This window comes from Butyrivibrio sp. WCD3002, assembly GCF_000424265.1.
Lineage (GTDB): Bacteria > Bacillota > Clostridia > Lachnospirales > Lachnospiraceae > Butyrivibrio.
In genome coordinates, this window is record NZ_AUJO01000028.1 from 18,179 (window position 1) to 40,332 (window position 22,154).

Here is a 22,154-nt window from a genome sequence, read left to right on the forward strand (position 1 = left end):
AATAACGGAGGGTCATATCACTTCAATGTGATATGGCCCTCCTTCTTTTTTACATTTATTATCAGTTATTCTGCATCATCATATATGTCACGAAATGATTACCATTATTCTGGAAAAGAGTGGCAGTGTCATTTCTTCCAAGCTTATAAACCTCTCCCTTTGTAGGCTCCAACAGAACAGTATTTAAATCATTAAAGCCTATGATCATAATGCTGCTTCCATCGTTCATGGTAGCCATTACGGGAATATCCTGATTTACATAGTAAAGCATGGCTTCCATGGGACATCCATCAAGGTCAAGGATTCTGGCAGATACAAGATTATCTCCAAGAATATCAAGAGTAGTCTTCCCCTGATCCAGCATTGACTGAACATTTACGCTTATACCCTTGTGTTGAAGGATAAGATCAAGGCAAACTGCCGTTGAATTATCCCCCGGCATATTCTCCCACTCCTCTGCCAGATTTGTTATATACATGATCTGGTTTGATTTTAGGAGGTTTCCTCTGTACCATACATATTTTCCATAATCATCAACCACAACGCCGGGATTATTATAAGCATTATTTATGGCATCTGAGGGATTATCACAGATACTCATGGCACCATCCATATTGTAGACATAGTAGTAAGGATTGGTATCAACATTTCTATCCGTTGCAGCTATAACTTCCCTGCTGCCCTCATACAAAGTCATATTAGGTGTAACGGCCCTTAAGGTCTTTACATTCATATTGCTCTTTAGCATGATCTCCAGCAGATTCTTATAATCCTCTGTTGCCACCACAGTCAGATAATTGCTGCCCTTCTCTGCCTTAATGGTACTCATTATCTGATCATCCATAACACTGTCAAAGATTTCCGTCTCCGTGTTCCACACTGCCCTGCTTATTCTTATGACATTTTCATCTATGGCTACATCAGTAACAAGAGATTCTCCCGGATTATAGTTTTCAAGAATACTTCCCTCACTGTCAACGATACAGATTTTGTACATTCCATAAATCAGAGATCCCATCTGATCGCTGTGGACATCACTCTCATGAACAAGACCGTATGTCAGGTCCTCTCCCATAAAACCAAGAACCCTTATAAAATCTCCTGCGTCAGCCTCAATCTCTGACTGGGCCTGGGTAGAAAGATCCATGATATTAACTGTTTTTCTGTCCTCCTCCTGCCAGGCAATACTGCTGCCCGACTGAGAAATACAGTATCTGTCGTCTGAAATATTCTCTATAAGCTTCTTCTGCTCTCTGGTAGAAAGGTTAACCATATAGACATTTCCTTCAAGCATGAAAAAAAGATTACCGCTTGTTCCGGCATAGAGCATTTTATCGTTATAGGCCTGAAGAATATCCTGATGATAATTTACAGGAATGAAAACCTGCTCCTCAATTGTGTTTAGCTGAGAGTCATAGCCATAAACCGCAATACCGACCTTACCCTCATGCTCACCGCGGTTCATATAGCCTGAAACAGCAAACTGCACGTTTCCTGTTTCGTCCACGTTCAGGATATGTATCCTGTTGCCCTGCCATCTTACGCGCTCATCATCGTATTCATCATTATAAAAGCCAAATGCCAGCGCCATCTTATTATCTGTGCTGTTATAGACATATAATCTGTCCTCGCTGACAAAGGCCACGGCATTACCGCCATCACTCTCCTTAAACGGAATCTCACTATCCGAAATCCAGAGATTGATCACGTTATCGGAAAAATCAGATTTATCTCCGTCAAATACATAATTCATCTTCCTGTCATATCCAAGAAGATATATTCTGTCTGTTGTATATCTTACCCTGAAATATTCCGTGACATTATAAAGCTTTTCTTCTCCTGCTTTTGTCCTTTGAGTAAGCTGATAATACAATCTCATAACCGCGGTCTGTGAATGAATATCATTAACTTCAATAAGCGGATCCGTATGGGCTGTAATATTCAGATCGCCCCAGGTTACCTGATCATAGCTGCTATGAATTGTCACATGATTAAAGGAGGTATTATCTCCATCAGCATTGGATTCCAGATACTTTGAAAGCTCCTGTGCAGAACCCTGCTTATCAAAGGTCATTTTGTGGAAATCCGTCACAAATCTGATCTCATCATCAACATTATATTTTTCACCGGTTTCCGACCAGATTATTCTTGTATAATATCGAACCGTCTCACTGTTTACATCACAGATCATCACCAGCATATATTCCTGATTTGCATCGATCAGATCCTTTAGCTGAAAAGATCCCGTGATAATGTCGTCTTTCTGAGTAATATTCGTAATATCCGAATTCTCAACAAGACCGTCACCTGACACCTGCCTCACTTCAAACCGCAGTCCGGAAATAAGCGTACCATAGGTATTCATATTAAAAGCAATGTTTCTTCCTGCATCAATTGGCAGCACCGTACCTCTTACATGGTTTACCATAAGCTCAGAAGAATAGCCGTGAAGCATATTTATCTCTTTTCCGTTTTCTAAAAAGGAAATTGTGGGAAATGTCGGAGCACCCATCTGTGCTGTCATGTCCACAGTCTCTTTATTACTGAAGTGTCCTATTATAAACAACGAGAGCACAAAGACTGCTATCGTATAAAAAATCTTGATTATTGTTTTCTTCATTTCTATATGCACCCTAAATCAATTGACTTATGTGTGTCATCGCGGTAATATTTTTCTAACCTAAAACCGTTTCTTAATAAAAAGCGCAAATGCGCAGATTGGGGGAATTATGGACCACCCAGTACTTTATCGTAAACGTGTTATTCCAAATGAGTGTATTCTGCTAAAGGATGATCACATTCTGCAATGTGATGAAAACACCATCGTTACATCCTGGAACGCAATCCATCCGCGTTCTGATCTTTCCCATGGATATTCTTGCTACTACCTGAAAAGAGGCTACAAAATAAGCAAATTCTACAGAGCCGACTCCACACTTATGTACTGGTACTGTGACATCGTGGATTATCAGCAGGGCCCTGAGGAAAACTCTGTTTTGACCTTTGATCTTCTTGCAGACGTAGTTATATATCCCGATGGAAAAATCCGAATTCTCGACCTTGATGAACTCTCAGAAGCCTTTGAACAAAAGCTCATTGATGAGCGTCTTCTGAAAAAAGCATTGACTTCACTGGGCGACCTCATGGATGCCATATACGAAAACAGCATATCAGCACTGGAAGCCCCCATAATCAAGGCCATATCACAAAATAGCTGATTATTAGTAAAATACGTGTCCGCCAATGTTTATACCGGAAAGTCCCGGGATCGGTGTTCTGAAATACACGCAATTACCTACATTTGTCACACCGCTCATGGCGGCATCTGCTGCCTGATAGCAGGACTCTGTCGCACTTCCGTTAGCCAGGGCAAGTGCAAGACGTCCGCTTCCTACAGGTGAAAACTGGCTGGACTGATAGATAACTCCAACAACAGTATCCGGATAAACGGAGCTAAGAACTCTGTTTATTACAACTGCGCCAACTGCCACCTTACCCTCGTAAGGCTCAGCGCCGGCTTCACAATATATCAGATTTGCCAGAAGGTATCTGTCACCTTCGGCAAAGGTGACCTCAGAAATATTTCTCCATTTTGAACTCTTAGCAAGCTTTGACAGTCTGATTTCTTCAGCAAGCTTTGCTTCTAACTTTTTAACATCATCACTCTGAGACTCTGCAAGCTGTTCATACTCTCTTGCCTTATCCTCTATTGACTGAGCCTCTTCTTCGGCATTTGAAATATCCTGCTTATACTTTTTGATATTTCCGCTTGTGGAACTTACAAGTCCTGAAACGCGACTTTGCTCTGCTTCTACCTGGACCTTATACTCATCAAGCTCTGCCTTCTCATTATTTAACTTATCCTTTTTATCAGAGATATCCTCGCAGGTCTGCATGTATTCCTCTAGCATTTTCCTATCGTATGCAGACAGCGCCTTAATAAGATCCTTTTGATTCAGGAAATCTCCAAAGCTCTCGTTTCCAAGCAGCATATCATAGAGAAGAACATCCTGATTCTCATAAATGAACTGAACCCGCTTTTTCATGGATGCATACTGGGCATCCTTGGTATCTATTGCAACTTCCAGCTCCGCCTCAGTATTAGCTATCTCATTTTCCTTGTCATCAATCTTGTTTTCAAGGTCGGTAAGATTATTACTGACCTCTGTAAGCTGATCGTTCAGATCATCAAGCTTGCTCTCCAGCTGACTTTTTTCTTTATTAAGATTACTGATATCTTCTTTTTTATCACTCAGCTGATCCTTTGTATCACTCAGCTGATCCTTTGTGTCATCAAGCTTCTGCTTAGCTTCTTCCAGCGCCTTTTTAGTGGCCTCCGTCGCTCTTACATTAATTGAATAATCAGCAGATACGAAAAGAAGCGCAAGTAAAAGCAGACAGCTTAGGATTCTCCCCGGAAACTTTTTCACATCGTCTCCCCTTTAACATGAATAGTTTCATTACATAAAGGTTCTGCCAACATTGGCGAAAACCTGTTCTATACCCATTTAAATCTCTATATGAATATTCTTACCGGATCTCTGATAGGGATAATATTTCACTCCTGCAGCATCAAACATTCTCTTGGATGCTCTGGTTGCTGCGGAAGATGAATATTTGTCGCTATCATATACGACAGTACGAATGCCTGCCTGGATTATCGCCTTTGCACACTCATTGCAGGGAAAAAGAGAAACATAAAGCTTTGCCCCTTCAAGACTTCCTCCCCTGTAATTAAGGATAGCATTCAGTTCACTGTGAGTTACGAAGGGATACTTTGTTGAAAGCTCATCCTCGCCATCTCTCTCCCATGGAAAATCATCATCATCGCAGCCAAGAGGGAAACCGTTATAGCCCATAGACAAAATCTTATTGTCACCACTGACTATACAGGTTCCTACCTGTGTGCTGGGATCCTTGGATCTCATTGCCGCAAGTTTTGCAACACCCATGAAATACTCATCCCAGGAAATATAATCCTCCCTTTTCATATTACCCCTCCATATCTGTTATCTCTGATATCCTTCTTGAATGCTTCTCAAGACCTGAAAAAGGTGTATTTAAAAATGTATCCACGATATCAACCACCATATCAGGTCCAATAAGTGCTCCGCCCATTGCAAGCACATTTGCATCATTGTGTTCTCTTGTAAGTCTTGCAGAATGAGGCTCGCTGCAAAGAGCACATCTTATTCCCTTAACCTTATTTGCAACAATTGAAATACCGATTCCTGTAGTGCAGATTACGATACCTTTCTCGCATTCTCCGCTTGCTACAGCCTCAGCTGCCTTTTTACCGAATACAGGATAATCGCAGGAATCTTTATCATAGGTACCAAAATCCTTATATTCGATTCCCTTCTCCTCAAGATAAGCGATTACAACCTGCTTGCAGTCATATCCGCCGTGATCACTTCCAAGTGCTATCATTTTTTCATCCTCCTCTATTGGATCAGGCAGGTAAAAGTAACCACCTGCTCATCACCTGATTTTATTTTTTTAAACTCTTACAACCTTATGTCCTGCAGCCTTTAACAGCCTGTTCATAATTGCCTGTCCGATTCCTGTATCATCAAAGCTCTCAGAGAACATCAGATTTACTTCATCATCATCGAACTGTCTTAAAATACTGAAAAGATTATGAGCAATTTCCTCTTCATCATCCCTGCTGCCGGCGATTTTTACTATATCTGCCTTGTAAAGAGACGCTGTCTCACTGGTCGCTATAACGCCGGTCTTTAATCCCTTCATAGACGCATTTTTAAGCTCGCTGTTTATATACTCTGCAACCCTTTGTGAATCACCCTCAACTATAGTGAGGTCACCCTTTGGTGCGTAATGTCTGTACTTCATTCCCGGAGCCTTGGGGGCTGCCTTAGAATTTGCATCAAGTATAGTCTTATCGACACTGACATCTCCAAGGAACTCAGTCAGATTTTCCTTTGTTATATAACCGGGTCTAAGGATCATAGGCACATCGGATGTGAGATCTATAATAGTAGATTCAAGTCCGATTCCAACTGCTCCGCCGTCTATTATCATCTCTACTCTGCCGCTTAAATCCTCAACACAATACTTTGCTTCTGTAGGACTCGGCCTTCCGGAAATGTTAGCACTTGGTGCAGCTATATATCCTCCGGACTCCCTTATAAGCTGTGCGGCAATCTTGTTACTTGGCATTCTGATTGCCACCGTATCAAGTCCGCCAGTGGTTTCATAAGGAACAGCATCCGATTTATTCATTATCATGGTAAGGGGTCCCGGCCAGTATTTTTCAGCCAGCTTATATCCCGCATCCGGTATCTCTTTAACTATCTTTTTTATTGATTCCATATCCGCTACATGAACAATAAGCGGATTATCTGAAGGTCTCCCCTTTGCAGCATAAATTTTCATGGATGACTGAGGATTAAGAGCATCGCCGCCAAGTCCGTACACCGTCTCCGTAGGAAAAGCCACAAGACCGCCTTCCTTAATTATACTGCCTGCCCTCTTAAGAACCTTAAGAGCACTGTCATCTATATTTTCTTCATCAATTACTTCAACTATTGTATCCATTATACTTCTTTCTAACAGGATCACTGCGCCATATATGCGGCAATAACATCCCATACATCAGCACTTTCAAAACCAAGTGCCCACTCAGCAACACCGGCAATTCCGGCTGACTGCATTACGCTGAGCTTAACCTCAATTGAACGGGCTTCTTCATTCCAAATCTGAATCAGCGAACCATCTGAATCCGTAACCTCACCATAATACTGGCAGGTTTCCTCATCCCAGTTCATCTCTATACCCTTTTGATTGATAACATTGGTGGCACCATCCATATGAAGAGCCTTACTTGAAACCTCTCCGCCTGACGTTGTCCACACTCTTGTATAGAAAGGAATGGCATTTACCAGCTTTTCAGCCGGAACCATGGTAAGAGCCTTCTCAATTCCTTCCTGCACATAACCGATTGAAGCAACTGAACCTGCTTCATCGGATCCGCCATAATGCTCATCATAACCCATGATTACCACATAGTCGGCAATTTCGCCCTGCTCTGTAAGATCATAATGATCATTGAACTCCATGGGTACATAATCATCAATTGAAAAGATCAGACCGTTTTGCCTGCAGGCTACTGAAAGCTCTCTCATAAACTGCATATAATCTGCACCGTAGCTTTCAGAAATTTCCTCAAAGTCTGCATTTATACCATCAAGCTCATATTCCTGAGCATTAGCTATAAGCTGAGAAATTACATTTGCTCTTGAAGCTTCATGAGACAAAACCGCCTTTGTATCAATATTGTTGCCGGAGTTAAAATTGTCAACTACACCCCATACCTGCATACCAGCAGCATGAGCCGTTGAGACATAATCTCTTGTAGCATAGCTTATAACAGTACCTTCATTGTCACTAATAGTAAACCATGTAGGTGCAAGCACATTAAGGGACTTGGTAGGTGCAATTATTCCATCAATCGAAGCATTACCTGCAGTTCCGCCAATAGGATGGAATCCCATATTTACCTTTCCGTCAAGTCTCTGAGTGGTAAAATCATTTAAATCCGAAGGCGCCGGCAGGCTTCCAGCAGCAGTTTCAATTGGTTCAACTGCCATTCCTTCAGGATTCTCTGCCTCTATAGCTGCCTTTGTAACCTCACCTTCACCCATAAAGTCAAGATACTTATTCTCAACGTATCCTTTATGAGCATCCCAGGTGATGATTTCTGACCATTCATCCATTTGATTGGTCACAACAGCCATTCCACCATCTACATAAGAAACAACGTCACTCTTTATTCCGCCAAGAACCCTGACCCCTGTCTTTTTCTTGACTTTAGCAAGTGTCTGAAAATAGCTTCCGGCGTAAAGTCTGATTCTGTCAGGAGAAGCAAATACCTGATAATCAATATCAGTAAATGCTTTGATATAGCTAAGCGCTATGTAAAGCTTTTCTCCGTCAACATATGAGATCACATATCCTGCATCACCACTCTCACCATTTGTGGCAGCCCATGCGGTCTCACCAATTTTAGTAGTATAAGTGACATTCGGAGTTGTAAAGAAAAGCGTCTGATCAGCCTCTCCGTAATAGAACTTATTCCTTTCAATACTCTTCAAAAGTTGGTAATCAAGATAATAGACACCATCTTTTTTTACTGCCTTATCCTCTAAAACAGAATCATTATATATAATAGCCACATCCTGATCGCTTGAAATTCCGTAATATTCAGCTAAATCTGCCTGCGTCTTGGAATATGAGAATTTCTCGATCGCAATCTGTGCTCCGTAAATCAGTCCAATAATCAAAATAAGGGCGATTATTATAATCACCGGTACAACTTTCTTTTTCATCAGTAAAAACCAGCTCCTTCCAATCGCCCTACATTATAACATAAATGAATGTATAATAGCCATTTAATTGAGGTTACAGGCGCACAATTCCGCACAAGTAATTGCTTTAGGTGGGGACCTTCGGCTATTCAGATTTATTTGATAAGGAGGTTTAGTTTCAGATTACAAAAGAAGTATCCGTGATAATTTCCCAAACCTGGCCTGATATTATTCTGCGCAAAAATGCATTGCTGCCTGTAAACCTTATATTAAATTGACACTGGTGCCACTGCAGTACCGAATAAAAATAATTAATAAAAGCCGTATCAAAACGGATTGTTTGTTGTCATATAATTAAAAAGATTTCGGTGATTTCTTCCCAACGATTGTTGGAAGAACTTGTAAGACATTCCATCAGATGCGATGAAACGCTGTAAATCATTCTGTAGTTATCATGCCTCCTCCCCCGATACTGCGTCGCAGAGGCACCACGAGTATGTACTATACACCATAAAAATAATAAAATCAACCCCTTTATCAAAATTTTATTATTTTCTAAGATTCAGGCCGGTATATGAAATTTTAAAACATGCCGATACATGTATTGACACACATCAATGTTTCCTTTAATATTCAACTAATTACTTAATAATTATTATTTATGGAGGGCATCGAATGAAAATCGAACGAGTAAATGATTATCAGATACGATGCACATTAACTAAAGATGATCTCGCAAGCAGACAGCTCAAGATAAGCGAGCTTGCGTATGGAACAGATAAAGCAAAAGACTTATTCCGCGATATGATGCAGCAGGCCAATTATCAATTTGGTTTTGATGCCGAGGATATTCCTCTTATGATTGAGGCTGTTCCGATAAACTCAGAGTGCATCGTTCTTATAATAACAAAAGTAGAAGATCCTGAAGAACTTGATACAAGGTTTGCTAATTTCTCACCTGCGCTTCAAAGTGAAGTATCAGGCTCCTATACCGAGGATGAAGATGATGGCGACTCAGATATCATGAGTCTGTTCAACAAGCTTAAGGATGCTGATTCTGTTCCGCCAGAAGGAACTGCAAGACGCTCACCTAATCAGGCAAGAACGACAACAAGACCTGTTCCTGCTGATCCGTTCTTCTTATTCTCATTCGGATCAATGCATGATGTAATGAATTTCTCTGCAATGAACAATGCAGAGGTAAATGTTCGCAATACTCTTTACAAGAGTGATAAGGATGGAAAGCTTTTCCTTTTGATTCATCCAGACGGAGCTTCAACTACTACTCTGAAGAAGCTTTGCATCATCCTCTCTGAGTATGGTAAGCCTGAAACCACATCATCAATCAGTGAGCAGTATTTTAACGAACACTATCAGATAATCATTAAAGACGAGGCTATTCAGAAGCTTTCCGGAATCTGATACCCGCCTACTCTATATTTAAAATTTCATTTACGACATTATAAAAACTCCGGCGATTTCTCGCCGGAGCTTCTTTTTGTTCTTATATACTCTTTAAGGAAGTTCTGCTCTCGATAAGAGATTAGTTATCATAAAGAGTAACGAGCTTGTTCAGGTACTCGAGACGCTCCTGAGCATTCTCCTTTGACTTAGCATAGAGCTTCTGTGCTCTCTCAGGATTCTTGAGCTTAAGTGAAAGGTATCTAACCTCACCATCAAGGAAGTCCTGATACTCCTCTGTAGGAGCCTTGCTGTCAAGTGAGAACTTCTTCTCTGCTGCAGGATTGAATCTGAACATATGCCAGTAACCTGTAGCAACAGCCTTCTTCTCTTCGTCCATAACCTTGTTCATGCCGGCCTTAAGACCCTGGTTGATACAAGGAGCATAAGCGATGATGAGTGAAGGTCCCGGATATGCCTCTGCCTCTGCGATTGCCTTAATTGTCTGGTTCATATCAGCACCCATAGCGATCTGAGCAACATATACATAACCATAGCTCATTGCGATAGAAGCAAGATCCTTCTGCTTGATCTCCTTACCGCCTGCAGCGAACTGTGCAACAGCACCTGTAGGTGTAGCCTTTGAAGACTGTCCGCCTGTATTTGAGTAAACCTCAGTGTTAACAACGAGAACGTTTACATCCTTACCGGAAGCAAGTACGTGATCGAGACCACCGAATCCGATATCGAATGCCCATCCGTCACCACCGAAGATCCACTGTGACTTCTTAGCGGCAAAGTCTTTATTCTTAACAACATACTTAGCAGCATCTGAGCTGTCGCCTGCAAGTGCAGCTACGAGCTCTTCTGTAGCAGCTGTGTTTGTAGCACCATTTGCGAAAGTATCAAGATACTTCTGAGCAGCATCCTTAGCAGAACCGCCTGCTGCAACGATCTCTTCTACCTTCTCCTTGATAGCATCACGGAGAGCGTTCTGTGCAAGAACCATACCGAAACCAAACTCAGCATTATCCTCGAACAGTGAGTTATCCCATGCAGGACCCTGACCCTTAGCATTTACTGTGTAAGGTGTTGAAGGTGAGGAGTTACCCCAGATTGATGTACATCCTGTAGCGTTTGCAACGTACATTCTGTCACCAAAGAGCTGAGTAACAAGCTTAACATAAGGTGTCTCACCACAACCTGCGCAAGCACCTGAGAACTCAAGGAGAGGCTGCTTGAACTGTGAACCTCTGATTGTTGTCTCTTTAAGCTTCTCAACAACTTCTGTCTTAACAGGAGTCTTAACAGCATAGTCAAAGTACTTCTGCTCATCCTTGTTATCAGCGATAGCACCCATCTTAAGTGTCTCGCCAGCCTTGTTACCTACGCAGACATTAGCGCAAGAACCGCATCCTGTACAGTCAAGTGCAGAGATAACAACTGAGAACTTGTATCCGGGAACTCCGTTGAGATCCTTTGTCTGAAGTCCTTCAGGAGCCTTAGCAACTTCGTCGTCTGTAAGAGCAACTGTTCTGATTGCAGCGTGAGGACAAACGAGTGAACAGAATCCACACTCTACGCACTTCTCAGCATTCCACTTCGGAACGTTAACTGCAATACCTCTCTTCTCGAATGCAGCTGATCCACTAGGTGTAGAACCATCAACATAAGGAAGAAGATCTGAAACCTTAAGGGTGTTACCTTCCTGAGAATTAACCTTGGACTGGATGTTATTAACAAAATCTACAACGTCCTTACGATCGCCCTTAGCTTCTGTGAACTCAAGGCCTTCGTCCTTAGCATCCTTCCAGCTCTCCGGAATCTCAACCTTGATGAGGTTCTTCGGATCAGCACCGGCATCGATAGCATCCCAGTTCTTCTTAACGACATCTTCACCCTTACGGCCGTATGTCTTCTGAGCAGCATCCTTCATGAACTTGATTGCATCTTCTTCAGGAATGATCTTTGTGATGTTGAAGAATGCAGACTGAAGGATTGTGTTAATTCTTGTAGGACCCATACCTACTTCAACACCGATCTTAGAACCGTTCATGATGTAGAAGTTGATCTTGTGGTCATACATAAACTTCTTAACCTGGCCAGGGATCTCTGTCTCAAGCTGATCTACTGTCCAAGGGCAGTTAAGAAGGAATGATCCTCCATCAACTAGCTCCTGAGCCATGTTGAACTTGCGGATATATGAAGGATTGTGGCAAGCTACGAAGTCTGCCTTCTTGATAAGGTAAGTTGACTTGATAGGAGTCTTACCAAATCTAAGGTGAGACATTGTAACACCACCAGACTTCTTAGAGTCATAATCGAAGTATGCCTGAGCATACATGTCTGTGTTGTCACCAATGATCTTGATGGAGTTCTTGTTAGCACCAACAGTACCGTCAGCACCAAGTCCCCAGAACTTACAGTTTGTTGTTCCCTCGGGAGTTGTAACAAGAGGCTCACCAGCATCAAGTGAAAGATGTGTAACATCATCGTTGATACCGATTGTGAACTGCTCCTTATCTGTATTGTTGTAAACAGCAACGATCTGCTCAGGAGTTGTATCCTTAGAACCAAGACCGTAACGTCCGCACATTACAGGAACTGACTCGAACTTTGTGCCCTTAAGAGCTGCGATAACATCAAGGGCAAGAGGCTCACGGTAAGAACCGGGCTCCTTTGTTCTGTCAAGAACAGCGATTCTCTTAACGCTTGCAGGAATAACATCAACAAGTGCCTTAGCATCGAAAGGACGATAAAGTCTAACCTTAACTACGCCGACCTTCTGGCCCTTCTTAGCAAGGTAGTCGATTGTCTCTTCGATTGTATCGTTTACAGAACCCATAGCGATGATGATTGTCTCAGCATCAGCAGCTCCGTAGTAGTTGAAGAGCTTATAATCTGTTCCAAGCTTAGCATTAACCTTGTCCATATACTTCTGAACAATTGCAGGAAGCTCATCATAACCAGTGTTGCAAGCTTCTCTTGCCTGGAAGAAGATATCAGGGTTCTGAGCTGAACCCATCTGACGAGGATGATTCGGGTTAAGAGCGTTAGCCTTGAACTCATCAATTGCCTCGTGATTAACCATCTCATCGAGATCCTTGTAATCCCAAACCTCGATCTTCTGGATTTCGTGTGAAGTACGGAAACCGTCAAAGAAATTAATGAAAGGAAGTTTTCCTTCGATAGCAGCCATGTAAGATACAGGTGTAAGATCCATAACCTCCTGTACACTTGAGCTGCAGAGCATAGCTGCACCAGTCTGGCGGCATGCATAAACATCAGAGTGATCACCGAAGATGTTCAGCGCATGTGAAGCTACGCAACGAGCTGATACGTTGAATACACCGGGAAGTCTCTCACCTGCAACCTTGTAAATATCAGGGATCATAAGAAGAAGTCCCTGTGATGCAGTATAAGTAGATGTAAGAGCACCTGCTACGAGAGATCCGTGAACAGCACCTGCTGCACCAGCCTCTGACTGCATTTCTGTGATCTGTACTGTACGACCGAAGATGTTCTTCTTGCCGGCAGTAGCCCATTCATCAACATGCTCAGGCATAACTGATGAAGGAGTGATCGGGTACATGGCAGCAACTTCAGTGAATGCATATGAAGCATATGCAGCAGCTTCGTTACCGTCCATGGTTTTCATGTTTCTTGCCATTTCTATTCCTCCTACCTTTAATAGTGTATTGTAACCATAGGGGCAAAGAAAAAACCGGAATTCCTACGATTACTTGGTCTTGGATTCCCAGGATAGGCATGTTAAGCTTTTACACACCTATGCCGTAAAATCGCTAATGTACGCACTACGCGCAATTTAAATTCTAACATTGTGATTTCGCAAAGTCAACGAATTCAAGCCATTTCTAGCACCTTCAGAATGATAATTTTTCTAAACAAAATAACGAAAATATAAAAAGAATAAATCTTTTATAAACAAACGCTTCATTGATAAAAGTTATCGCTAAATTGCTTGCGTAAAATATTCAATTATATTATCATAGTCTCTGTAGTAGGTAATACCGATTGGCAGCGGCATCTGCCGATCATGAAAGTATTACAAACTTTTTATTCAGGAAGGAGATTTTTGATATGGCATACGTTATTAGTGATAGTTGCATCAGCTGCGGTTCTTGTGCAGGTCAGTGCCCTGTTTCTGCTATTTCTCAGGGTGACACACAGTTCAACATCGATCCTGATACATGCATCGATTGCGGTTCTTGTGCAGCTCAGTGCCCCGTTTCAGCTATTTCACAGGGCTAATTGCAAATTGCAAATGTAAACAAGAAAATCCGAAGCTTTCGCTTCGGATTTTTTATTGCCCTCATCCGTCAGCTTCGCTGACACCTTCCCCCAGAGGGGGAAGGCTTTTCTTCTCCCTGCCTTCCCCTTGGAAGGAAGGCTTTTCTTTTCCTTGCCTTCCCCTTGGGGGGGAAGGCTTTTCTTTTCCCTGCCTTCCCCTTGGGGGGAAGGTGTCACGAAGTGACGGATGAGGGGATATTATTCTTGACCACTTCTTCTGTATGACGGCTCTAGATTTGCAAACTTCGTAAATTCAGGAAGCCATGCAAGCTCTACTGTTCCTATCGGGCCGTTTCTCTGTTTCGCAATGATAATCTCGGACACGCCTTTTCTGTCAGTATCCTTGTTGTAATAATCATCTCTGTATATGAACATGACCATATCCGCATCCTGCTCGATGGCACCGGACTCACGAAGATCCGACATCATAGGTCTGTGATCAGGTCTTGACTCAACCGCACGGGAGAGCTGTGACAGTGCAACTACAGGCACGTTAAGCTCACGGGCAAGAGCCTTCAGTGCTCTTGAAATCTCTGATACCTCCTGCTGTCTTGACTCCGCAGAACGCTTGCCGCTTCCGCTCATAAGCTGCAGGTAGTCGATCATGATGATGTGCAGATTGTGCTCCATCTTGTACTTACGACACTTGGACTGGAGCTCCTGTATTGAAATACCTGGCGTATCATCGATTATAAGATTAGATCTTCCGATCAGATCAGCACTCTCTATCAGATTCTCCCAGTCCATATCAGTCATATTACCGGTACGGATATGCTGCGAATCAACGTGTGATTCCATGGACATAAGACGGTTTACAAGCTGCTCCTTTGACATTTCCAGTGAAAATACCGCAACGGTTTTACCCTGATGGAAAGCCATGTGCTGAGCGATGTTAAGAACAAACGCCGTTTTTCCCATGGAAGGACGGGCTGCGATAAGTATCAGATCCGAAGGCTGGAAGCCTGCTGTCTTATAATCAAGATCAGTAAATCCTGTGGCAAGACCTGTAACTGTTCCCTGCAGTTTACTTGCCATCTCAATCTTATTGAGGGCGTTCATGACAATCTCACTTATGGGCACGAACTCTCCGCTGTTACTAAGCTGCGTGATGCGGAAAATTTCCTTCTCCGTATCATTCATAAGTGCCTCAAGCTCTGTGCTGTCCTGGAAACAATTATTTATAATATCCTGGCAGGAATGAATAAGCTCTCTGAGCTTACTCTTATCGCGAACTATCTCCGCATAATATTTCACATTGGCCGAGGTGGGAACACTACTTGCCATCCCAAGGATGTAATCCATGTTGTACACCTGCGGCGGTGCATTCTTCTCTTTTAAATGATTCTGAAGCGTCACATTATCAACAGGCGTTCCATCTTTATAAAGCTCTACCATCGCTTCAAAAAGCATACCCAGCTGCCTGTTGTAGAAGTCATCCGGATGCAGCATCTCTGATGCAACCTGAATGGCATCCCTGTCTATCAGCATCGCGCCGACTACTGACTGCTCAGCCTCAAGACTGTTTGGCATTGTGCGCTGTACTATGTTTTCTTCGGGCATTTTTTAAGCCTCCGTTACAGAAACCCTGAGTGTTGCAGTAACCTGAGGGTGCAGCTTTACAGGCACCTCAGTTGTACCAAAGGAACGGATAGGTTCAGGAAGCTGAACCTTCTTCTTATCAAGAGTAAGACCGCACTGCTTCTTTGCCTCAGCAACGATCTCCTTGGATGAAACAGAACCGAAAACTCTTCCGCCCTCGCCTGCCTTCATGGTAACCTTTACGTTGGCTTTTTCTATCTCCTTTGCAAGCTCCTTCATGCTCTCAAGAAGCTCCTGGGCTTCTTTTTCCTCGCGCTTTTTCTGATTCTTAAGATCATTCAGGTTTGCCTTGTTTGCTTCTACCCCAAGCTTTTTGGGCAAAATGAAATTGGATGCATAACCATCACTTACCTTAACAATATCACCCTTTTTTCCAAGAGACTTAACGTCCTCTAACAAAATTATTTCCATTATCCTTCTCCTCCAAATTTTTATATCAGCTCGCCTGCTTCAATCATTGTATCGAGCTGGTTCTTTACCATTGTTATAGCTTCATCAACAGAGATTCCTTCAAACTGGCATCCAGCGGAACTGATATGACCGCCGCCACCGAGCTTCTCCATGATAATCTGCACATTTACTTCATCAATTGATCTGGCACTTACATATATCTGATTCTGATACTGTGTACATGTAAAGCTTGCCCTTACTCCCTTGATGTTCAGAAGCTCGTTGGCAGCCTGTGCCGCAATAATCGTAGGGCTCTGCAGATCGTTTGAATCACAAACAGAAATAGCGTAAGCTCCGCGGTATATCTCAGCCTGACTTACTGCATCGGCTTTTGCTTTATACTCAGTAGCATCCTCTCTGAAAAGCTTCCTTACTCTTGTAACATCTGCGCCGTTTCTTCTAAGAAAAGCAGCTGCTTCAAAGGTACGTACGCCTGTCTTATTCATGAAATTATTGGTATCAACCATAATTCCGGAGTACATACTGTCCGCTTCTTCAGGTCTTATCTTTACAGCCTCATCAATGTACTGCAATACTTCTGAAACCATCTCGCAGGCACTTGATGCATAGGGTTCAACATAAGAAAGAGTGGCATTTTCTATAACTTCAGTACTCTGTCTGTGGTGATCAAGTACAACTATAGTCTTACAGAACTTAAGAAGCTCAGGGCACTCAGTTATGCTGGGCTTATTTACATCCACAACCACAAGAACTGCATTATTACCTGCAATATCAATGGCCTGCTGATTATTGATGATCATATCCTGCTCATACTCAGGATTACCTTTGAAAAGATCAACCAGCGGCTTCATGGAATTAGTCACATCATTTAGAACTATGTGACACTTTCTATCAAGTGTCTTTGCTATTCTATAGATACCAACAGATGAGCCAAAGCTGTCAACATCACCGATTCTGTGACCCATAACAATAACGGTATCCTTACTGTTGATGATCTCCTTAAGGGCGTGAGCCTTAACTCTCGCCTTAACTCTGGTACTCTTCTCAACCTTCTGACTCTTGCCGCCAAAGTACATGATCTCATCAGGAGTCTTAACAACTGCCTGATCTCCGCCTCTACCAAGGGCAAGGTCAATGGCGTTACGGGCAAATTCATAATTCTGAGAATAGGACAGGCCATCAAGTCCCATACCTATACTAAGCGTAACCGCCATCTCATTACCGATATTTACAGTCTTAACATCCTCTAAGATATCGAAGCGAACTTCCTTCAGATACTGCGCCGATTTCTTGGGCATTACTATAAAGTACTTATCCTTCTCTATCTTCTTGGCAATACCATCGCAGGTAGCGATATACTTATTTATCTTTCTGTCTATAAGCGCTGTCAGCAGAGATCTTCTAACTTCCTCTACGCTTTCAAGAGCTTCGTCGTAGTTATCAATATAGATAAGTCCCGCTGCAAGACTCTGTGAATCAACCTCATTGATTGCAAGTCTGAGAGCCGTCTCATCAAATAAATAAACCGCTATAAGGAAACCTTCATATCCGGAAGCATCGATAATATCGCTGTTTGCTGCCATCTCATCAAGGGATATTTTTTTCATCTTAAGTACATAAGAGTTATCCTCAAAGGTAACATCCTGATGCACTTCTTCCTCTCCCTCCGGGAATTTGTCCGTAGTTATATTAGGGAAAAGTGCTGTTATGGATTTATGGAATCCCTTCTCCTGATGAATAGCCTTCTCAAAAGCTGTATTTGTCCAAACAACTCTACCCGAATCATCAAGCAGTGCATGAGGCAGATCAAGATCTCTTAACAATCTCTTCTGAATCTGTCCATACTCCGTGGCAAAGCTTATAAGCTCATTCATTATGATGGGCTTGTTATAAAAATCCAAATAGATAACAGCCATAAAATACAAAAGCGCAAAAGCCGCCACAATCAGTCCCGCCGTAAAATCAACCGTCAGGACAGCTATCGTAACAAGCGCCAGAAGTATTCCAAGATAGATGAAAATATATAGAAATGTCTTGAGTTTTCCTTTAAGCCTAATTCTGTTTTTCTGCATATTCCTCTCCATCGTAAAGCGTGAGGTACCGCTATTTTTACTTATATATGATAACACAGATTTTAATTTCGAGGGAACTTACTTTACTCTTCTAAATTTCTGCATTTTCAATTTTACTTCCTAAGGTGTACAAAAAAAGACACTCAATAGAATAAATCTAGTGAGTGTCTCTATAATCACTTGAAATAGCTATTGCTATTACTCTGCCTCGTAAGGCATAAGTGCAAGATGTCTTGCTCTCTTAATAGCAGATGTAAGCTCTCTCTGGTGCTTTGCGCAGTTACCTGTGATACGTCTGGGAAGGATCTTGCCGCTCTCAGAAACGAACTTCTTAAGCTTTGCTGTGTCCTTGTAATCGATCACATTGTCTTTTCCACAGAATACGCAAACTTTCTTTCTTCTGTGCATACCACCTTTTCTTCTTACAGGAGAATCGGTTCTATCAGACTTATTGAAAGCCATTGTGGTACCTCCTTATCAAATTCAGTCAACAATGCCATAAAGGCATTTATAAATCAATAACTTAATTGAACGGAAGCTCTTCGTCGATTCCATCAGGAATATTGATGAATCCATCACCTGAATCCTGGCTGCTGTTACCGCCATCGAATGGTGCTGCGGGAGCTCCGCCTGAGAAGCCACCATTTCCGCCTGCAGTGTTCTTGCTCTCTGCAAACTCGTGCTCCTCAACTACTACGTCAGTAGTGTATACCTTCTGACCGTCCTTATTGGTATAGCTACCTGTCTGGATACGGCCTGTGACGCAAATCTTAGTACCCTTTCTAAGATACTTCTCAGCAAACTCTCCGGTTCGGCCGAATGCAACACAGTTGATAAAGTCAGCAGTCTGACCATCCTGGTTGTTGTTACCTCTGCCTCTGCGATCTACAGCAAGTGTGTATCTCGCAATTGCCATTGAATTCTCCCCCTGAGAATATCTAACATCGGGGTCTCTTGTTAATCGTCCCATCAGTATAACTTTATTCATATCTTCGTCCTCTTTCTCTTAGGCCTCGTTCTGCTTAACGATAAGATAACGAATGACGCCATCGACGATACGGACACGCTTCTCGATTTCAGCAGGTGCAGTAGTCTCTGCATCGAAATGAATGAAATAGTAGAAGCCCTCATTCATCTTGTTGATCTCGTAAGCAAGCTTCTTCTTGCCCCATTCATCAACATCTGTAATCTGTCCGCCGAATCTCTCGATCAAAGCCTTGCACTTGTCAACAGCTGCTGCTCTTGCGTCGTCTTCGATCTTAGCGCTAACGACTACGGCTAACTCATATTTTGTCATGCTTTCTTTACCTCCTTTTGGTCTCTGGCTACCGTTTACATTACGGTAACAAGGAAATTATCACAGAGATATACTTTAGCACAACATCCCTTTTATTGCAAGCTATATCAATCAAAAAATCTCTATTTTATGATAGTCAGAACCTTCGTTAAATTTACTGACAAATCATACGTTACTGAATCATGATATTAACTAATCCACCGCGAGTGCAGATCCCCATGATTCATGTAAGTAGACATATCAATCAAAGCTGCCCCAGTACCTCTCCAATGGGTCCTTGAATTACCAGATCTGCCTGACCATCTCTTGTGGTGGCCTGCTTGTTTATGAGCACAAGCTTGTGTCCCCTATAATAATCAATAAGCCCTGCAGCAGGATAAACAACCAGCGATGTTCCGCCTATTATAAGTACGTCCGCGTTTGCTATATAATCAACAGCCTTACTCATTATTGACATATCAAGGCCTTCTTCATATAAAACCACGTCCGGTTTAATCCTTCCGCCACACTCGCAGTAAGGTACGCCTTCGCACTCCGCCATAAAATCAAAATCATAGAACTTCCCGCATCTCTCACAATAATTCCTGTGAACGCTTCCGTGAAGCTCAAGGACTTCTTTACTTCCTGCAGCCTGATGCAGACCATCAATATTCTGAGTTATAACTGCCTTAAGTTTTCCCTGCTTCTCCCATTCCGCAAGCTTAAGATGCGCTTTGTTAGGCTTAATTCCCTTGATCAGAAGCTTATCCTTATAGAATCTGAAAAACTCCTCCGGCATTCTCACATAAAAGCTGTGACTAAGCATCTGCTCCGGAGGATATTTATAATGCTGATGGTACAGCCCATCCTCACTTCTAAAATCCGGAACACCGCTTTCCGTTGACACCCCGGCACCGCCGAAAAATACAATATTGTCAGATCCATCTATTAGTTCCTTAAGTTCTCTGATATTATCATCCATAGCCATCGCCTTCCTCATGAAAAACTACCACTACTGCAACAGAAAAACTTTTAGAGTTAAGTCTAAATCATCTTTTTTATCAGAATCCTGCCTTCTTAAGAAGATCCGCAAGTGATGTAGTTGCTTCTCCTTCACTCTCGAATTCAATCTTTTCTTCAGTGATCTCAGTTGCTGCTACATCCTGAAGTGCCTTCATACTCAGACTGAGCTTACCATCCTTAATTGCTGTAACCTTAACCTTTACTTTATCGCCAACCTTCAGTACTGCACTGGGATGAGCGATTCTCTGATTTGAAATCTGAGAAATATGCACTAGTCCGGAAAGTCCGTTTCCAAGATTAATGAATGCACCGTAATCCTGAAGACTCTCTACTGTACCCTCTGTAACAAGTCCAACCTGTACATTTGAAACCTTGGCAGCTCTCTCTTCATCTGCCTTTTCTTTAAGTATTTCCTTAGCTGACATTACCAGCTTCTTATTAGTCTCATCAGCAGTAATTACTCTGACTTCAAGCTTCTTATTAACAAAATCATCAAGGGCCCCCTCTTCTACATAATTAAGAGAAAGCTTTGATGCAGGAATAAAACCTCTTATACCCTCAAGGAATGCTACAACACCGCCCTTAACTGCTTCAATTACGGTAACTGTCACATTCTGATTAGAATCCATCAGTTCCTTGAGCTTATCCCATGCAAGAACCTTAGTTGCTTCTTTTCTGGAAAGAAGTATATTTCCATTACCATCATCTGTTTTTACAACAGTTGCAGAAACCTCATCTCCAACCTTCACATCAGTTCTTATAGAAAACTTTGGATCATCCGAGAAGTCCTCGGCTTTTATAACGCCCTGAGTGAAATATTTAATATCCAACAGAACTTCAGACTCATCAACTCCGATAACAGTACCGGTAACTATATCACCCTCTGCTATCTGTCTGAATGATCTGTCTATTTCATCCTTAAAATCTTCCATTGATTCCATTTTGAATTCCTCCCCAAACTAAAGTTATTGACCTACAAATAAAATTATACACCGAGTAATTTGTCTTAACATCATTTTTTTAACGATAAAGAGCATTTTCAAGGCTAAATCTCTAATTGTATACAACAAAAAAGCCTTAAATGTCATATTTGACACTTAAGACTATTTTAAAGGTGACTGACGGATTTGAACCGACGATCAGGGAGTTGCAGTCCCACGCCTTACCACTTGGCTAAGTCACCATAATGACTCCGACGAGGCTCGAACTCGTGTTACCGCCGTGAAAGGGCGATGTCTTAACCACTTGACCACGGAGCCGTGTTCCTGTAGTACAGGTTATTTCGGATTTCTCCGTATTGTAGCTCCCCAAGTAGGACTCGAACCTACGACACTTCGGTTAACAGCCGAATGCTCTACCGACTGAGCTATTGAGGATTATTAATTACTTTATCCGTACCTTCAAAACCGAACACTGAATTATTCCATCTTATTCCATATCATGTTCTATATTTGGAAGTTCTGCTCTCGGTCTTTCAGACCTCGCCAGAACAACACTCAAACTAGCTTCGGAAATACCTCAGCAAGTTTTCCTAGTTTGGACAAGCCCTCGACCTATTAGTACACATCAGCTGAACATGTTACCATGCTTACACCTTGTGCCTATCTACCTCATAGTCTCTAAGGGGTCTTACTCCACAAAGGAGGGATATCTCATCTTGAGGGGGGCTTCACGCTTAGATGCCTTCAGCGTTTATCCCTTCCGGACTTGGCTACCCAGCCTTATGCATCTGGC

Annotated in this window: 18 protein-coding genes, 3 tRNA genes and 1 rRNA gene; 3 read left to right on the plus strand and 19 right to left on the minus strand. The window is 42.3% G+C overall.

The annotated features are described in order from the left end of the window. Positions 1-61 precede the first annotated feature (61 nt). On the minus strand, positions 62-2,620 hold the full coding sequence (locus G608_RS0115950; RefSeq protein ID WP_026496846.1) for a hypothetical protein: 2,559 nt from the start codon (positions 2,618-2,620) through the stop codon (positions 62-64). A 109-nt stretch (positions 2,621-2,729) separates the two neighbouring features. Here G608_RS0115950 and G608_RS0115955 point away from each other — a divergent pair, with 109 nt between their 5' ends. After that, positions 2,730-3,218, plus strand: a complete 489-nt coding sequence (locus G608_RS0115955; protein WP_026496847.1) for a DUF402 domain-containing protein — start codon at positions 2,730-2,732, stop codon at positions 3,216-3,218. Positions 3,219-3,221: 3 nt separating this feature from the next. Here G608_RS0115955 and G608_RS0115960 read toward each other — a convergent pair whose 3' ends face one another. From G608_RS0115960 to G608_RS0115980, 5 genes are all read right to left on the minus strand, one after another. Then, the gene (locus G608_RS0115960; RefSeq protein WP_051209442.1) at positions 3,222-4,430 is read right to left on the minus strand and encodes a cell wall hydrolase; all 1,209 of its coding nucleotides are present in this window, start codon (positions 4,428-4,430) and stop codon (positions 3,222-3,224) included. Between the two features lie 78 nt (positions 4,431-4,508). Next, complete coding sequence (locus tag G608_RS0115965) at positions 4,509-4,991, minus strand: deoxycytidylate deaminase (protein WP_026496849.1); 483 nt, start codon at positions 4,989-4,991, stop codon at positions 4,509-4,511. Position 4,992: 1 nt separating this feature from the next. Beyond that, positions 4,993-5,430: a ribose 5-phosphate isomerase B gene (gene rpiB / locus G608_RS0115970; RefSeq protein WP_026496850.1), complete on the minus strand. Its 438-nt coding sequence runs from the start codon at positions 5,428-5,430 to the stop codon at positions 4,993-4,995. Positions 5,431-5,499: 69 nt separating this feature from the next. Further along, a complete protein-coding gene (locus G608_RS0115975; RefSeq protein ID WP_026496851.1) occupies positions 5,500-6,558 on the minus strand; it encodes an L-threonylcarbamoyladenylate synthase in 1,059 nt (352 codons plus the stop codon). 20 nt (positions 6,559-6,578) lie between these two features. Beyond that, positions 6,579-8,348, minus strand: a complete 1,770-nt coding sequence (locus G608_RS0115980; RefSeq protein ID WP_026496852.1) for a glycosyl hydrolase family 18 protein — start codon at positions 8,346-8,348, stop codon at positions 6,579-6,581. A gap of 654 nt (positions 8,349-9,002) precedes the next feature. On the opposite strand from G608_RS0115980, the gene G608_RS0115985 reads away from it, so the two are divergent. Continuing rightward, the gene (locus G608_RS0115985) at positions 9,003-9,749 is read left to right on the plus strand and encodes an adaptor protein MecA (protein ID WP_026496853.1); all 747 of its coding nucleotides are present in this window, start codon (positions 9,003-9,005) and stop codon (positions 9,747-9,749) included. 121 nt (positions 9,750-9,870) lie between these two features. Here the strand turns inward: G608_RS0115985 and nifJ are convergent, their stop codons facing one another. Then, complete coding sequence (gene nifJ / locus G608_RS0115990) at positions 9,871-13,398, minus strand: pyruvate:ferredoxin (flavodoxin) oxidoreductase (RefSeq protein ID WP_026496854.1); 3,528 nt, start codon at positions 13,396-13,398, stop codon at positions 9,871-9,873. A 431-nt stretch (positions 13,399-13,829) separates the two neighbouring features. On the opposite strand from nifJ, the gene G608_RS0115995 reads away from it, so the two are divergent. Beyond that, positions 13,830-14,000: a DUF362 domain-containing protein gene (locus G608_RS0115995; RefSeq protein ID WP_026496855.1), complete on the plus strand. Its 171-nt coding sequence runs from the start codon at positions 13,830-13,832 to the stop codon at positions 13,998-14,000. Positions 14,001-14,237: 237 nt separating this feature from the next. Here G608_RS0115995 and dnaB read toward each other — a convergent pair whose 3' ends face one another. The 12 genes from dnaB to G608_RS0116060 all read right to left on the minus strand — a co-directional run. Further along, entirely contained in the window at positions 14,238-15,599 is a 1,362-nt protein-coding gene (gene dnaB, locus G608_RS0116005; protein WP_026496857.1) for a replicative DNA helicase, read from the minus strand. Between the two features lie 3 nt (positions 15,600-15,602). Beyond that, positions 15,603-16,049, minus strand: coding sequence for a 50S ribosomal protein L9 (rplI, locus tag G608_RS0116010; RefSeq protein ID WP_026496858.1), 447 nt, complete (start codon positions 16,047-16,049; stop codon positions 15,603-15,605). Positions 16,050-16,069: 20 nt separating this feature from the next. Beyond that, positions 16,070-18,121, minus strand: a complete 2,052-nt coding sequence (locus tag G608_RS0116015) for a DHH family phosphoesterase (RefSeq protein ID WP_035795956.1) — start codon at positions 18,119-18,121, stop codon at positions 16,070-16,072. 198 nt (positions 18,122-18,319) lie between these two features. Then, positions 18,320-18,583 (minus strand): 30S ribosomal protein S18, encoded by a 264-nt coding sequence (gene rpsR, locus G608_RS0116020; RefSeq protein ID WP_022763528.1) that lies wholly within the window; start codon positions 18,581-18,583, stop codon positions 18,320-18,322. A gap of 61 nt (positions 18,584-18,644) precedes the next feature. Further along, a complete protein-coding gene (locus tag G608_RS0116025; RefSeq protein WP_026496860.1) occupies positions 18,645-19,109 on the minus strand; it encodes a single-stranded DNA-binding protein in 465 nt (154 codons plus the stop codon). An 18-nt stretch (positions 19,110-19,127) separates the two neighbouring features. Next, a complete protein-coding gene (rpsF, locus tag G608_RS0116030; RefSeq protein ID WP_026496861.1) occupies positions 19,128-19,418 on the minus strand; it encodes a 30S ribosomal protein S6 in 291 nt (96 codons plus the stop codon). Positions 19,419-19,662: 244 nt separating this feature from the next. Further along, on the minus strand, positions 19,663-20,379 hold the full coding sequence (locus G608_RS0116035; protein ID WP_026496862.1) for an NAD-dependent protein deacylase: 717 nt from the start codon (positions 20,377-20,379) through the stop codon (positions 19,663-19,665). Positions 20,380-20,458: 79 nt separating this feature from the next. After that, positions 20,459-21,361 carry a S1 RNA-binding domain-containing protein gene (locus G608_RS0116040; protein ID WP_026496863.1) on the minus strand — a complete coding sequence of 301 codons (903 nt, stop codon included), beginning with the start codon at positions 21,359-21,361 and terminating at the stop codon, positions 20,459-20,461. Positions 21,362-21,532: 171 nt separating this feature from the next. Further along, positions 21,533-21,603: transfer RNA gene (locus tag G608_RS0116045), tRNA-Cys, on the minus strand. Between the two features lie 4 nt (positions 21,604-21,607). Beyond that, positions 21,608-21,679 (minus strand) — tRNA-Glu (locus G608_RS0116050). A gap of 44 nt (positions 21,680-21,723) precedes the next feature. Then, positions 21,724-21,796: transfer RNA gene (locus G608_RS0116055), tRNA-Asn, on the minus strand. A gap of 160 nt (positions 21,797-21,956) precedes the next feature. Next, positions 21,957-22,154: ribosomal RNA gene (locus G608_RS0116060) — 23S ribosomal RNA — on the minus strand; the annotation flags it as partial.